The following is a 13886-nucleotide window of genomic DNA, read 5'->3' as shown; positions in this document are numbered from 1 at the left end:
CATCGGCCTTGGCCTGGTAGACCGCCGCATCCGTGTTCGCCATGGCGACGCGCAGATCGTCGCCGGGCGCGAGTTCGCAATAGCCGAAACTCGCCGTCAGCCCGAATTTCTGGCCGGAGCTGACCATCTGCTGCAGCTCGATGGCGACCCTGAGCCGGGCCGCGGTCAGCCGGGTCATTTCGGCATTGGATTCAGGAAGCAGGATGCAGAATTCCTCGCCGCCGAGCCGGGCGCAGATGGAGCCTTCGCCCGCAACGTTGCGCAACAGCCGGGCGACCGTCTTCAGCACCGCGTCGCCCACGTCATGGCCGTAGGTGTCGTTGACCTGCTTGAAATGGTCGATGTCGCAGATGATCAGGCCCGTCGGCAGCGGCGCCGACGCCGCCCGCATCGCCGGCACCTTGGCTTCGAACGCACGGCGGTTGAGCAGACCGGTCAGGGGGTCGGTTTCGGCAAGGCGGCTGAGCTTTGTCACCAGCATCGCCGAATAGCGGGCGAACAGGGCGAGGCCGATGACAATGGCGAAGATCGCGTTCTCCGTCTGCATGGCCGACGCGAAATGGCTGCTCTTGAATGCGCTGTGGGTCGACAGGTCGAGCCCGGACAGGTTTATGCGGACGATCCGGGTCAGGGTCAGCAGGGCCTGGGCCAGGAAGACCGCGGCAACGACGTCGTCAACCCGGTGACTTCGCGCCCGCCACGCAAGGACGCCGCAGATCAGATCGACCAGCACGATGAACCCGCCGGCCGCGGAATACTTGAACCAGAACGGCGACGAATTGAGAACGGCGTAGAGCAGCACGCCTGAAGCCATCAAGACCGCCGCTCCGAAGGCCAATCGCGGGAACTTCTGCCCGAGCAGCGAGGAAACGCCCCAGACCAGCAGAAAATGCCCGATGAAAAGCGAGCCAATGGTGATGAGCTGGAAGCCTGGAAACAGGTCGCCGTCGACCAGCATGACCGCGAGGAACCCGACGAGCGACAGGAAATAGGCGCCCGCCAGCCGGAGCGCGGCAAGCTGCGAGCGGTCATGCGAATAGAGCAGCAGGAATGCAATCCCGGCAGAAACGAAAATCACAGGACCGAGCCATTGATAAGTCAAGTCGGCGATGAACAAGCGTGACGCCTTTTGCTGTGAAGATGTCCATCATCATGGCAGCAAAAGGTGGCCAATTGATTACCCGCGGCGGATCAGTTGCCGCGCTGCCGCGCCAGAAACGCCAGCCGTTCGAACAGATGCACGTCCTGCTCGTTCTTCAGAAGCGCGCCATGCAGCTTGGGTAGCGCGTTGCGGGCGTCGCCGCGCAGCGTCTCGGGCTCGACATCGTCGGAGACGAGCAGCCGGATCCAGTCGAGCGCCTCCGAGGTCGACGGCTTCTTTTTCAGCCCCGCCGTCTCGCGGATCGCATAGAACTGGGTCAGCGCCTCCCGCACCAGCGCCTGCTTGATGCCGGGATAGTGCACGTCGACGATGCGCTGCAGCGTTTCCATGTCGGGGAAGCGGATATAGTGGAAGAAGCAGCGGCGCAGGAAGGCGTCCGGCAGTTCCTTCTCGTTGTTGGAGGTGATGATGACGATCGGCCGCTGCCGCGCCCTGATGGTTTCGCCGGTCTCGTAGACGAAGAACTCCATCCGGTCGAGTTCCTGCAGCAGGTCGTTCGGAAACTCGATGTCGGCCTTGTCTATCTCGTCGATCAGCAGCACGGTCTTGGTGTCGGCGGCAAACGCGTCCCACAGCTTGCCGCGGCGGATATAGTTGGCCACGTCATTGACGCGCTCGTCGCCCAACTGGCTGTCGCGCAGCCGGCTGACCGCGTCATACTCATACAGTCCCTGCTGAGCCTTGGTCGTCGACTTGACCGACCATTCGATCAGCTCGAGTCCGAGGGCCTGTGAAATCTGGCGGGCCAGCTCGGTCTTGCCGGTGCCGGGCTCGCCCTTGACCAGAAGCGGCCGCTCGAGCCGGATCGCCGCATTGACCGCAACGGTGAGATCCTTGTCGGCGACATAGGCCGATGTGCCTTCAAACTGCATAAGCTCTCCCTGCGCCGCCATCAGGCGGCCTGATTTCTGTCTTTCTCAACACCATACTCGGGCGCGAGACGCAACCCGCCGGCCCCATCATGGCGCGACGCGGCCCGGCGATTTGCGCCAGATCAAGGCATGGGCGCCGCGGGCGGGTCAGGATGACCCCGATCACAGACCGCATCAATTGGAGACTGACATGACGCTCTACCACATCCACCTTGTCATGGCCCGCAACAAGGAGTTTCCCGAAGGCAATCTCCGGCGCGGCTACGACATCCGTGCGCCGCTGGACGCGGACGGTCATCTCGACAAGGCGGCCTGGGAAAAATCGCCGTCGGCCTGCACCGTGGTGCGGTTCTGGGACGGCGAGCGCTCGGAGCTGGGCTTCCTGGTGCATCACCCGAAGGGCGGCTGGGCCTTCGATTACGACCCCACCGACGAGGGCGACGATGAAACCGGCTTCCGCCTGTCCAACCATGTCTTCAAGACCGGCGAATACATCTCGGTGCGCGACCACGGAGAGGACGAGTTGCACACCTTCGTCATCTCCTCGGTGACAAAGGCCGAATGACCCTGCGCGGCGCGCGTGCGGCGCAAGCCGCGCGGCGCGTTGCCGGAGAGGAGGCGTCCCGTTTGGGAGACGCCTACTTCCCTTCCATTTCCTCGCGCAGCATCTCGAGCTCCAGCCATTCCGCCTCCATCGCCTCGATCTCGGCCTTGAGGGCGTCGTGGGTCTTGGCGCGGGCGGCAAAGCCGTCCGGATTCTTGGCGAACAGCGCCGGATCGGCCATTTCCGCCTCGATCTTGGCAAGCCGGGCCTGGGCTTCCTCGATCTTCACAGGCAGCGACTCCAGCGCGAACTTCTGCTTGTAGGAGAGCTTGCGCGCAGCCTCCCGGCCGGCGCCCTGCGACGGCTTCGAGCCCGACGGCGCGGAGCGGCCGGCGTCCTGTGCGGCGCGCTTTTTCTCACGCGCCTCGGCGCCGCGTTGCGCCAGCATGTCGGTATAGCCGCCGGCATAGGCAATCCAGCGCCCGTCCGGCGCGTCCGGATTGGCCGGCGCCAGGGTCGAGGTCACCGTGCGGTCGAGAAAATCGCGGTCATGGCTGACCAGGATCACCGTCCCGGCATAGGAGGCGACGACTTCCTGCAAGAGGTCGAGCGTCTCCATGTCGAGATCGTTGGTGGGCTCATCGAGGATCAGAAGGTTGGTCGGCCGCGCCAGGATCCGCGCCAGCACCAGCCTTGCCTTCTCGCCGCCCGACAGGTTGCGGATCGGCGTGCGCGCCTGTTCCGGCTGGAACAGGAAATCCTTCATGTAGCCGGTGACATGCTTGGCCTCGCCATTGACCAGGAGATTGTCGCCGCGCCCGTCGGTCAGGTAATGCGCCAGCGTCTCCTCGGGATCGAGCACTTCGCGGCGCTGGTCGAGCACGGCGATGTCGAGCTTGGAGCCGTGCCGCACAAAGCCCGTGTCCGGCTCCAGTTCGCCGATCAGCATCTTGAGCAGCGTCGTCTTGCCCGCGCCGTTGGGGCCGACGATGCCGATGCAGTCGCCGCGGTTGATCCGCATGGAGAAGTCGCGCACCACCGGCGCGCCGCCGTCATAGCTCTTGGAAATGTCTTCTGCCTCGATCACCAGCTTGCCCGAATCGCGCCCTTCGGCGACCTGGGCGGTGATCCGTCCCTGCGCGCCCTTGTGGCCGCGGTGATCGGCGCGCATGGTCTTGAGCTCGGAGAGCCGCCGCATGTTGCGCTTGCGCCGGGCGGTGACGCCGTAGCGCAGCCAGTGCTCCTCGCGCTCGATCTGCCGGCCGAGCTTGTGCTGCTCCAGCTCCTCCGCCTCCAGCACGCTGTCGCGCCAGGCCTCGAAATGCTCGAATCCGCGGTCGAGCCGGAGCGAGCGCCCGCGGTCGAGCCAGACGGTGGCGCGGCTGACGCGCTCGAGAAAGCGCCGGTCATGCGAGATCACCAGAAGCGCGCCGCGGGTGCGCAACAGCTCCTCTTCCAGCCACTCGATCGTCGGCAGGTCGAGATGGTTGGTCGGCTCGTCGAGCAGAAGGATGTCGGGCTGCGGCGCCAGAACCTTCGCCAGCGCCGCCCGCCGCGCCTCGCCGCCCGAGAGCGTCTGCGGATCCTCGGTGCCGGAAAGTCCCAGATGTTCGAGCAGATAATTGACCCGGTGCGGGTCGTCATTGGGGCCGAGGCCCGCTTCCGCATAGGCCTGGACGGTGGTGAACCCGCCGAAATCCGGCGCCTGCGGCAGATAGCGGATGGTCGCCGACGGATGCCGGAAGATCTCGCCCGATTGCGGCTCCACCTGCCCGGCGGCGATCTTGAGCAGCGTCGACTTGCCCGAGCCGTTGCGCCCGACAAGGCAGATCCGGTCGCCGGGCTCGACCTGCAGTTCGGCGCCGTCCAGCAACGGCGCGCCGCCGAAGGACAGCTTGATCGCGTCAAGTTTGAGAATGGGAGGCGCCATGCTCAGGCTCCTGAAAAATCATGAGGACGGGCGACGACCAGCGCGCGCCCTGATTTGAGGCTGAAGCTCACCCGGCCTTCAGCCACGTTCGAAATCGTCCGGGACGCGCCAAAGCCGATGTCGGCGTCATCCAGAGGGTATTTGACATTTTTGAGGCTGAGCCCTGTCAGCGCGGTGAAGCCGATCACCGAGAACAGCGACCCCGGCGGCAGGTCGAACTGCAATTCCCCTGGCAACAAGGGGGCGGCCTCCTCGGTGCCGGAGGTCAGCACCACGTCAAACCCCCGTTCGGCCAGCATGATGGCATGCAGGAGATGCATCGTCGCGTGATCGGTTCGATCGCCGCCGAAGGCGCCGACAAGAACCAGCCGCCTGGCGCCGCGCTCGATCGCCTGCTTGATGGCGAGTTCGCCGTCGGTGAAGTTCTTCTCGGCGGCGAAGGGTAGAAGCGGTGTTTCGCCATGCGCGTCCATCAGCGCCTGCGCAGTCGAATCGAAATCGCCGACCCAGAGCTCGGGCGCGATCCCCAGCGCGCTGGCATGCGCCATTCCGCCATCGGCGGCAATCGCGCGCGCGCCGCTGACCAGCGCGCGGACGCGGTCGTCGATCGTGAGCGCCCCGCCGAGCAGGATCGCAAATGTGGAAACAGATGTCATGGCTGAGCCAATAGCAGCTTTGCGCGCACTTGCCAGCGCCCGGAAGAAATTCTATGTCTTGTCTCGCTCTAACGGGGTGCCCGGTGTTTCGACCGTGCTGAGAGGCCAGATGGCCAACCCGAAGAACCTGATCCGGTTTGTACCGGCGGAGGGATTAGACGTGCTTCCCGCGCCTATTCCTGTTTTTGAACCAAAGGAGGCGCGACCATGCGCAGTTTTCGATATCTCACCCCCGCTTTGGCGATTTTCGTTCCGTTGCTGGCCGGCCCGGCCATCAGCGCGGACAAGACGCTGACAGTCTACACCTATGAGAGCTTCGTCGCCGAATGGGGACCCGGCCCCAAGATCGAGGCCGCGTTCGAAGCCGACTGCGGCTGCGACCTCAAATGGGTCGGCGTCGCCGACGGCGTGGCGCTGCTCAACCGGCTCAAGCTCGAGGGCGACCGCTCCGAGGCCGGCGTCGTGCTCGGACTGGACACCAACCTGGTTGCCGAGGCCAAGGCCACCGGCCTGTTCGAGGCGCACGGCCTCGACACGGCGGCGGTCTCGGTGCCCGGCGGCTACAGCGACGAGGTGTTCATCCCCTATGATTACGGCCATTTCGCCGTGATCTATGACAGCGAGGCCATCGCCAATCCGCCCACGAGCCTCAAGGACCTGGTCGAGGGCGACCCGGAGCAGAAGATCGTCATCCAGGATCCGCGCACCTCGACGCCGGGCCTGGGACTGCTGCTGTGGATGAAGTCGGTCTATGGCGACGACGCGGCTGCCGCCTGGGAGAAGCTGAGCCAACGCGTGCTGACCGTCACGCCCGGCTGGTCGGAAGCCTATGGCCTGTTCACCTCGGGCGAGGCGCCGATGGTGCTGTCCTACACCGTCTCGCCCGCCTATCACATGGTGGCCGAGGAGACCGAGCGCTATCAGGCGGCGGAATTCTCCGAGGGCCACTATCTGCAGATCGAAGTGGCCGGAATGCTCGCCCATGCGCCCGACAAGGATCTGGCGCGGGAGTTCTTGGCCTTCATGATGACGCCGGGCTTCCAGAACGAGATCCCCACCCAGAACTGGATGATGCCGGCGGCGCCGATCACCATGGAGCTGCCCCAGGCCTTTTCGAAGCTCGTGACGCCCGAGAAGACCTTCCTCTACTCCTCCGACGAGGTGGCTGAGAACCGCGCCGCCTGGATCGAGGAATGGCTGGGCGCCATGAGCCGTTGATCCCGGTCCCGGCGCCATGCTGACCCGTTCCGAGCACCGCGCCTCCCGGGCTGTCGGCGTGGCGGCCCTTGTCCTCATCGGCCTGGCGCTGGCGGCGCCGGTGTCGGTGCTGGTGTCCCAGGGCGCCGGGTCGGGTCTCGCCGGAACTCAAGGCGACTACTTGTTGCGGATCACGAGGTTCACGCTGCTGCAGGCCGGCCTGTCGACCCTATTGAGCGTGGCGCTGGCGGTTCCGCTCGCCCGCTCGCTTGCCCGCCGCCCCTCGTTTAAGGGGCGGCGCTGGCTCATCAACCTGTTCGCGGTTCCGCTCGCGCTGCCGCCGCTGGTGGCCGCACTCGGGCTGCTCGAGGTTTGGGGCCGCAACGGCGTGGCCAACAACGGACTGGCGCTGTTCGGCCTCGAGACGCCGTTCTCGATCTACGGCCTGAGCGGCATCCTCATCGCCCATGTCTTCTTCAACATGCCACTCGCCGCCCGCCTCATCCTGCCCGGCCTCGAGCGGCTGCCGCCGGAATACTGGAAGACCGCGGCAAATCTCGGCATGGGCGGGCTGAGCCTGTTCCGTCTGGTCGAGTGGCCCGCCATGCGGCGCTCCGCGGGCGGCGCGGCGGGGCTTGTCTTCATGCTCTGCGCTACCTCGTTCACACTGGTGCTGGTCTTGGGCGGCGGGCCGGCGGCCACCACTCTGGAGGTCGCCATCTACCAGGCGCTGCGCTTTGACTTCGATCCCGGCCGCGCCGTGCTGCTGTCCGCCATCCAGATCGGCCTGACGCTCGCCGTGATGCTGGGCCTCAGGCTGATTTCGCTGCCGACGGAGGCCGGCGACACCAAGGGCGGCGCCACCGACCGTCCCGATGTCGCCCGCGGCTGGCGCGCCCTGCCCGACGCCCTGCTGATCGCCGCGGCGGGCGCCTTTGTCGGCGCGCCGCTGGTGGCGGTGATCGTCTCCGGGCTTGCGGCGGATCTTGGCCGCCTGCTCTCGGACGCGCAGTTCTGGCGCGCCGCCGGCACCAGCCTCATGATCGGGCTCGCCGCGGCCACCGTTTCGGTGAGCCTCGCGGGCCTGATGGTGCGCGCGCGCTATTCGGTGGGCGAACCGCCGGCGTCGGTCTGGCTCAGCCTTCTGTCGGGCCTATCGGCCGCGGCCGGCTCGCTCACGCTTCTCGTGCCGCCCGTGGTGCTCGGCGCCGGATGGTTCCTGATGCTGGGCGGCGGCGCCGGCCAGTTGCTGGCGCCGCTGTCGGTCATTGTCCTGATCAATGCGCTGATGGCGCTGCCCTTCGTCATCCGGGTGATCGAGCCCGCGCATGCGAGCGCCATGGAGCGCAATGGACGGCTGGCGCTGTCGCTCGGCATCACCGGCTTCAACCGCATCCGGCAGATCGACATTCCGGCCATGCTGGCGCCGCTGGCAACCGGCTTCGTCTTCGCCGTCGCCCTGTCGCTGGGCGATCTCGGCGCGATCGCGCTGTTTGGCTCGGACCGCATCGTCACCCTGCCCTGGCTTCTCTACCAGAAGCTCGGCAGCTACCGCACCGCCGACGCGGCAGGCCTGGCCTTGCTGCTCGGGGCCGCGACCATGGTGCTGATGATCATCGCCGACCGCTTGGGCGCCCGGCTCGGACCCGCATCCTGGGCAGGGAGACACCAGCCATGACACAAGCCGCCGCCATCGAATTCGATCATGTCGCCTACGGGGTCGGAGACCTGAGCGCGGAATTCTCGTTCAGCCGCGCGCCGGGCAGTGTCACCGCGATTCTCGGGCCGTCGGGGGCGGGCAAATCGACGCTGCTCAATCTCGCGGCCGGATTTCTGGCGCCGCGCACCGGCCGCATCCTGATCAACGGCAAGCCGGTCAACGACCTGCCGCCGCCCGAACGCGGCGTCTCCATGGTGTTTCAGGACAACAACCTGTTCGCCCATCTCGACATCCGCACCAATATCGGCCTCGGCCTCGATCCGGCGCTGAGGCTCGACGCCGGCGGCTGGAGGCAGGTGGAAACCGCGCTCGACCGGGTCGGCCTTGCCGGCTTCGGTAAGCGGCAGCCGGCGTCTCTGTCGGGCGGCGAGCGGCAGCGCGTGGCGCTCGCCCGCGCCTTCGTCCGCCGCCGGCCGCTGCTGCTGCTCGACGAACCCTTTGACGGGCTCGGCCCCGGCCTCGCCGCCGACATGCTCGGGCTGATGCTCGAAATCCGCGCCGAAGTCGGCGCCACCGTGCTGATGGTCACCCATGACCCCGACGAGGCCCGCGCCGCGGCCGACCAGATCCTGCTTGTGAGCAAGGGCCAGATCGCCGCCGACGCAGCCGCCGCCGGCTTCTTCGAGCGCCACGACCTTCCGGAACTCGAGGCCTATCTCGGCCGCCGGCCGCAGCCCTGACGGCTCGCCACAATTTCGACGTGAGGCTTTGCCACTGGAGAACCGGCGCGAAGTGAGATAGACCAAGGGCCATCACCCCCGGCTTGCGGCGCTCTCAAGCCTCCGTCCAGGCATCAAACATCACACCGTAACCCGGACCATGGCAAACATCGCACCGTTCCAGCCAATCATTTCAGTCAGACGCAGACCCGGATCCCGGCTCGCAATCGGGATGCTGTGCGGCCTGCTCGTGCTGTCGGGGTGCCAGACGCTGGGCATGGATGTCTACGAAACGAGCGTGAAGCCCTCCGATGCGCCGCAGACAGCGGAAAGGGCCGGCGCCTCCGATCCGCGCACCCGCATCGGCGCCAACGAGCACCCGCGCATCATCGCGAGCTACGGCGGCGAGTTCCGCGACGCCAAGACCGAGCGGCTGGTGGCGCGAATCGTCGGCGCCCTGACGCTGGTGTCGGAAAATCCGCAGCAGGCCTATCGCATCACCGTCTTGAATTCGCCCGCCGTCAACGCCTTCGCCCTGCCCGGCGGCTTTCTCTACGTCACCCGCGGCCTGCTGGCGCTTGCCAATGACGCTTCCGAAGTCGCCGCCGTGCTCTCCCACGAGATGGCGCATGTCACCGCCAATCACGGTCTCGAGCGCCAGCGCCGCGAAAAGGAAGTCGAACTCGCCGGCCAGGTGGCGGAGGAACTGTTCTCCAATTCCATCGCCGGGCGGCAGGTGATCGCCCGCGGCAAACTCTCGCTCGCCGCCTTCTCCCGCAATCAGGAGCTTCAGGCCGACGTCATCGGCGTGAGGATGCTCGGAGAAGCGGGCTACGATCCCTATGCGGCGGCGCGGTTCCTTGATTCGATGAACGCCAACCAGCGGTTTGCCGCCGTCGAGCCGGGCGCCGACGCGAGCCTCGATTTCCTCGCGAGCCACCCCAACGCGCCGCAGCGGGTCGAACTCGCCAAGAACCATGCCCGGGCCTTCGGTCCCGAGGGCGTGGGCGACCGCGGCCGCGACTACTATCTGGACGGGATCGACGGGCTGCTGTTCGGCGACAGCCCCAACGAGGGCTATGTCCGCGGCACCCAGTTCCTGCATCCCGTGCTGGGGGTGAAATTCTCGGTGCCCGACGGATTCCGGATCGACAACAATGCCGAAGCCGTGCTCGCCACCGGCCCGCGTGATCTCGCCATCCGCTTCGACGGCGTCACCGACGACGGCCGTCAGTCGCTCGCGAAATACATCGCCAGCGGCTGGGTCACGGGACTGGATGAAAGCTCGATCCGCGAGACCCGGATCAACGGCCTGCCCGCGGCGACCGCCCGGGCCAGCGCCGACCGCTGGGATTTCGACATCACCGTCATCCGGCTCAAGGACCGGATCTACCGGTTCCTGACGGCGGCGCCGCGCGGCAGCGCCGATCTCGACCCCACCGCCTCGGTTGTTCGCGCCGGTTTTGCGAAAATGTCGCAGGCGGAAATCAGCGCGCTGCAGCCCCTGCGCATCCGCATCGTCACGGTCGCCCAGGGCGACACGCTGGGCTCCCTGGCGGGCCGGATGCGCGGCGTCGAGCGCAAGGTGGAGCTGTTCAGGCTGCTCAATGCGGTTGCCCCGGGCGAATCGCTTGTCCCGGGCCAAAGGGTGAAAATCGTCACCGACCGCTGATCGCTGACGGCAAGCCTGCTCAGAGGCTGGCGATCTCGGGGGTCTGGGTGGTCAGCACCGCGCGCAGCTTTTCCAGCGCCCGGTTCTCGATCTGCCGCACCCGCTCCTTGGAAATCCCGAGCGCCGTCCCGAGCGATTCCAGCGTCGCGCCGTCGTCGGTCAGCCGGCGCTCGCGGATGATGCGCAACTCGCGCGGATTGAGCGTGTTGAGCGCGTCGCCGAGCCAGAGGTTGCGTCGTTCCTCGTCGATGATGGTGGACACCTGCTCGTCGGGCAGGGGCTCGTCGCTCCTGAGAAAATCCATCCGGTCGGACGAGGCCCCGGATTCACCGTCCGACATCGGCGCGTTGAGAGACGAATCGGAGCCGGACAGCCGCGCATCCATCACCGCCACGTCCTTGGCGTGAACGCCGAGCGTGTTGGCGATCTGAGAATGGATCGCGCTTTCGGTCAGCGTCGGGTCGTCCTGCGCGAGCCGCGCCCTGAGCCGCCGCAGATTGAAGAACAGCGCCTTCTGGGCGGAACTGGTGCCGCCGCGGACGATCGACCAGTTGCGCAGGATGTAGTCCTGGATCGAGGCGCGGATCCACCAGGTGGCGTAGGTGGAGAAGCGGACATCCCGTTCCGGCTCGAACCGTGCGGCGGCTTCCAGCAGTCCGACATGGCCTTCCTGGATCAGGTCATTCATCGGCAGGCCGAAATTGCGGAACTTCGCCGCCATCGAAATCACCAGCCGCATATGCGCCATGGTGATCTGGTGCAGCGCGTCCTGGTCCTTGTTGTCTTTCCAGCGAACGGCCAGGTCGTGTTCCTGTTCGCGCTCGAGGTAGGGAGCGGCCATCGCCGCGCGCACCATCTGCCTGTCTGCCGAGATCGCTTTCATGACACCCTCCTGTCCTTGACGTCGTCTAGTCCGGTTCCATGCCTGTCCAAAAAGCTACGCGTTCGCGCGGTAAACAGATCATCACTCTCGATGACATCGGCGTGATCGAGCCGCCGGCGGCGACCGCACTTGGGCCTGGACTCCGCGAATCCGAACCGCCGTCTGCCCGTGGGGGAGCGGCCGGCCCGGTCGCAATGCTCCCTTCGGCGCGGGGCTTGCGGCACCGCCAGGCTCCGCCACATCGCAAGCCCACTCGCGCGGTCGCCCACGCATGCGAGACGGTCTGTTGCAGATGAAACGTCTATCGCCCGCATTTGTTCGAAATAAAGCGGGGCGCTGCGGACAAAAGCGCTGCCGCCTGCATGCGATCGACTGCGCGCTGCCCCGGCAGGCGTGCGGATGCGGCATGGCGCACGGCTCCGCTCCGTGCGAGGCACGGTCCCCTGACCGGACGAACGCGCGTCGACGCCAGGTCGCAATGGCGCCAGTCCCATGAAAAAAGCCCGGGCGCGACATGCGGCCCGGGCTTTTGCAGGTACTACTCTGGAAGTCTGGCTATCAGGCCGCTTCTTCCTGCGCGCCTTCCTCATCATTGGCCTTGCCGCGCTTCGGCCCCTTGTTGAGATTGACCTCGATCAGGCGCACGGCCTCGGTGTCGGACATCTTGTTGACCGCGCCGAGTTCGCGCGCCATCCGGTCGAGCGCGGCTTCGTAGAGCTGGCGCTCCGAATAGGACTGCTCGGGCTGGTTTTCGGCGCGATACAGGTCGCGAACCACTTCCGCGATCGAGATCAGGTCGCCGGAGTTGATCTTCGCATCATATTCCTGTGCGCGGCGCGACCACATGGTGCGCTTGACGCGGGCGCGGCCCTGGACAACTTTCAAGGCGCGCTCGACGAAATCAGTTTCCGACAGTTTGCGCATGCCGATAGTTGACGCCTTTGCGACCGGCACCTTGAGGCGCATCTTGTCCTTCTCGAAATCGATCACAAAAAGCTCGAGTTTGTGGCCTGCGACCTCCTGCTCTTCGATGGCAACGATCTGTCCAACGCCGTGGGCGGGATAGACGATCGACTCACCGGTTTTGAAACCCTGTCTTTGTGAAGGCACTTTTTTCTGCTGGGTTGTCATGCGTTTTCAAAACTCCCTGTTACGGAAACGGACACTGGGAGCCGGACATGGGTTGTCCGGACAGGTCCTGCGACGGCCAGGAGGCGCATCGCACTGACACGGCATTTCTGAAGCGAAACGAGGCAAACCGGCACGGCCCATCACCGCGCGGAGTATGGCATTCCGACAGCTGGGCGCTGCAAGGAAAAGACCACCGCTGTAAGGGACGTTTGCTTCCGATTTTGCTTCTTGTTTCGCCCTGACGGCGCCTTAAAGATGTCAGTGATATGATGTGTATCACAAAAAATGGTGTAAATCAATGATTTGCGCGCGCAGCGCCAAAGCTCGCCGCAAAATGCGTCGAGCTTTGGCCGGCCATGCGGCGGCGCACCCGCGAAATTATTGCAACGCGAAGATTATCACGTCCCGGGAAAAGCTTAATCGCCTTCGCCGGGCTCGGGCGAGAAGTACTTCTCGAACTTGCCTTCCTGGCCATCAAAGTCTTTCGCATCGGCCGGAGCCTCGCGTTTGATGGTGATATTGGGCCATTTGTCGGCATATTCTGTGTTGATCTCGAGCCACTTTTCCATCCCCGGTTCTGTATCGGGGCTGATTGCGTCGGCGGGGCATTCGGGCTCGCAGACGCCGCAGTCGATGCACTCGTCGGGATGGATGACCAGCATGTTCTCGCCCTCGTAGAAGCAATCCACCGGGCAGACCTCAACGCAATCCATGTATTTGCAGCGGATGCAATTGTCAGTCACCACATAGGTCATACGTCTCTCCTGAGGCTCCATGCATCCCGGCTCACAGGGTCGTGTCGAGCCGCGCCAGCATCATTTCAGTGCGCCGCAGCGCGCGGTGAGTCGATTTCGCCTGCGCTGCAGCCAACAACGGCGCTGAGGTACCGGCTTTGGCCGTCCTTTGCAAGACTTCAGATTTCGACAAAGCGCCGCATCTCTTTGGCGCTGGATCAAGCATCCGGCAGCAGCAGGGAAAGGCGGATGGGTTTCTCCCGATCGGCCCCAGTCAAGGGATGATCATGCATCCGTTTCGGAATTTCGAAACCGGTCGATTTTTCGCCTGTCGCGCTTGGTCGGACGCCCCGCGCCCGGATCGCGCTGCGGCGGCACGGGCTTTGCCGCGTCGGCGGCGGCGGGCTTCGGGGTGATGTCCTCGTAAAGCAGTTGGGCTTCCGGCGCCGGCCCCCTGCGCACCCCGCAGCCCAGGACCCGGAGCACGACGATGCGCCGCTCCAGCGAGATCGTCAGCGCGTCGCCCGGCTTGATGAGGAAACTCGCCTGGTCGATCTTCTCGCGGTTGACCCGGACATTGCCCGCCGCGGCAAGCTTGCCTCCGAGCGTCCGGGACTTGGCGATGCGCGCGAAGAACAGCCACTTGTCGATGCGCTGTCGGTCCGGCTGCTCCACCAAATCCCTTGCCTATTTCTTGAGTTTGTCGCGCAGGGCCGCCAGCGCCGC

Annotated in this window: 13 protein-coding genes and 1 riboswitch; of the genes, 5 read left to right on the top strand and 8 right to left on the bottom strand. The window is 65.7% G+C overall.

Features of this window, described 5'->3' with window-relative positions:
- Together LL06_RS17985 and LL06_RS17980 are read right to left on the bottom strand one after the other, a co-directional pair.
- On the bottom strand, nucleotides 1–1078 hold a 1078-nt coding region (locus tag LL06_RS17985), incomplete at its 3' end, for a GGDEF domain-containing protein (protein ID WP_152599659.1).
- Nucleotides 1079–1191: 113 nt separating this feature from the next.
- Nucleotides 1192–2034, bottom strand: coding sequence for a MoxR family ATPase (locus LL06_RS17980; protein WP_035529994.1), 843 nt, complete (start codon nucleotides 2032–2034; stop codon nucleotides 1192–1194).
- A 190-nt stretch (nucleotides 2035–2224) separates the two neighbouring features.
- Between LL06_RS17980 and LL06_RS17975 the strand changes: the two genes are divergently transcribed.
- Entirely contained in the window at nucleotides 2225–2599 is a 375-nt protein-coding gene (locus LL06_RS17975) for a hypothetical protein (RefSeq protein ID WP_035529992.1), read from the top strand.
- 73 nt (nucleotides 2600–2672) lie between these two features.
- Here the strand turns inward: LL06_RS17975 and LL06_RS17970 are convergent, their stop codons facing one another.
- The gene (locus tag LL06_RS17970) at nucleotides 2673–4508 is read right to left on the bottom strand and encodes an ABC-F family ATP-binding cassette domain-containing protein (RefSeq protein ID WP_035529990.1); all 1836 of its coding nucleotides are present in this window, start codon (nucleotides 4506–4508) and stop codon (nucleotides 2673–2675) included.
- 2 nt (nucleotides 4509–4510) lie between these two features.
- Nucleotides 4511–5164 carry a thiamine diphosphokinase gene (locus LL06_RS17965; RefSeq protein WP_035529988.1) on the bottom strand — a complete coding sequence of 218 codons (654 nt, stop codon included), beginning with the start codon at nucleotides 5162–5164 and terminating at the stop codon, nucleotides 4511–4513.
- A gap of 62 nt (nucleotides 5165–5226) precedes the next feature.
- A riboswitch (TPP riboswitch) is annotated at nucleotides 5227–5335 on the top strand.
- Nucleotides 5336–5371: 36 nt separating this feature from the next.
- On the opposite strand from LL06_RS17965, the gene thiB reads away from it, so the two are divergent.
- The 4 genes from thiB to LL06_RS17945 all read left to right on the top strand — a co-directional run bounded on the left by thiB (nucleotide 5372) and on the right by LL06_RS17945 (nucleotide 10412).
- Entirely contained in the window at nucleotides 5372–6382 is a 1011-nt protein-coding gene (gene thiB, locus LL06_RS17960; RefSeq protein ID WP_035529986.1) for a thiamine ABC transporter substrate binding subunit, read from the top strand.
- Between the two features lie 16 nt (nucleotides 6383–6398).
- Nucleotides 6399–8039 carry a thiamine/thiamine pyrophosphate ABC transporter permease gene (gene thiP, locus LL06_RS17955; RefSeq protein ID WP_052161701.1) on the top strand — a complete coding sequence of 547 codons (1641 nt, stop codon included), beginning with the start codon at nucleotides 6399–6401 and terminating at the stop codon, nucleotides 8037–8039.
- Complete coding sequence (locus tag LL06_RS17950) at nucleotides 8036–8761, top strand: ATP-binding cassette domain-containing protein (protein ID WP_035529984.1); 726 nt, start codon at nucleotides 8036–8038, stop codon at nucleotides 8759–8761. The genes thiP and LL06_RS17950 overlap by 4 nt, the downstream gene beginning before the upstream one ends.
- A 211-nt stretch (nucleotides 8762–8972) precedes the next feature.
- Nucleotides 8973–10412, top strand: coding sequence for a M48 family metalloprotease (locus LL06_RS17945; RefSeq protein ID WP_244447177.1), 1440 nt, complete (start codon nucleotides 8973–8975; stop codon nucleotides 10410–10412).
- 19 nt (nucleotides 10413–10431) lie between these two features.
- Here LL06_RS17945 and LL06_RS17940 read toward each other — a convergent pair whose 3' ends face one another.
- From LL06_RS17940 to LL06_RS17925, 4 genes are all read right to left on the bottom strand, one after another.
- The gene (locus tag LL06_RS17940; protein ID WP_035529980.1) at nucleotides 10432–11295 is read right to left on the bottom strand and encodes an RNA polymerase factor sigma-32; all 864 of its coding nucleotides are present in this window, start codon (nucleotides 11293–11295) and stop codon (nucleotides 10432–10434) included.
- Nucleotides 11296–11853: 558 nt separating this feature from the next.
- Complete coding sequence (locus LL06_RS17935) at nucleotides 11854–12426, bottom strand: CarD family transcriptional regulator (RefSeq protein ID WP_035529978.1); 573 nt, start codon at nucleotides 12424–12426, stop codon at nucleotides 11854–11856.
- 416 nt (nucleotides 12427–12842) lie between these two features.
- Complete coding sequence (gene fdxA, locus LL06_RS17930) at nucleotides 12843–13181, bottom strand: ferredoxin FdxA (RefSeq protein ID WP_035529976.1); 339 nt, start codon at nucleotides 13179–13181, stop codon at nucleotides 12843–12845.
- Nucleotides 13182–13445: 264 nt separating this feature from the next.
- Nucleotides 13446–13835: an RNA-binding S4 domain-containing protein gene (locus LL06_RS17925; protein WP_052161702.1), complete on the bottom strand. Its 390-nt coding sequence runs from the start codon at nucleotides 13833–13835 to the stop codon at nucleotides 13446–13448.
- Between the last annotated feature and the right edge of the window lie 51 nt (nucleotides 13836–13886).

The sequence above is a fragment of the Hoeflea sp. BAL378 genome (genome assembly GCF_000759435.1).
GTDB lineage: Bacteria > Pseudomonadota > Alphaproteobacteria > Rhizobiales > Rhizobiaceae > Hoeflea.
Note: the sequence above shows the minus strand (reverse complement) of the source record. Positions and strands in the feature narration are given on the sequence as shown.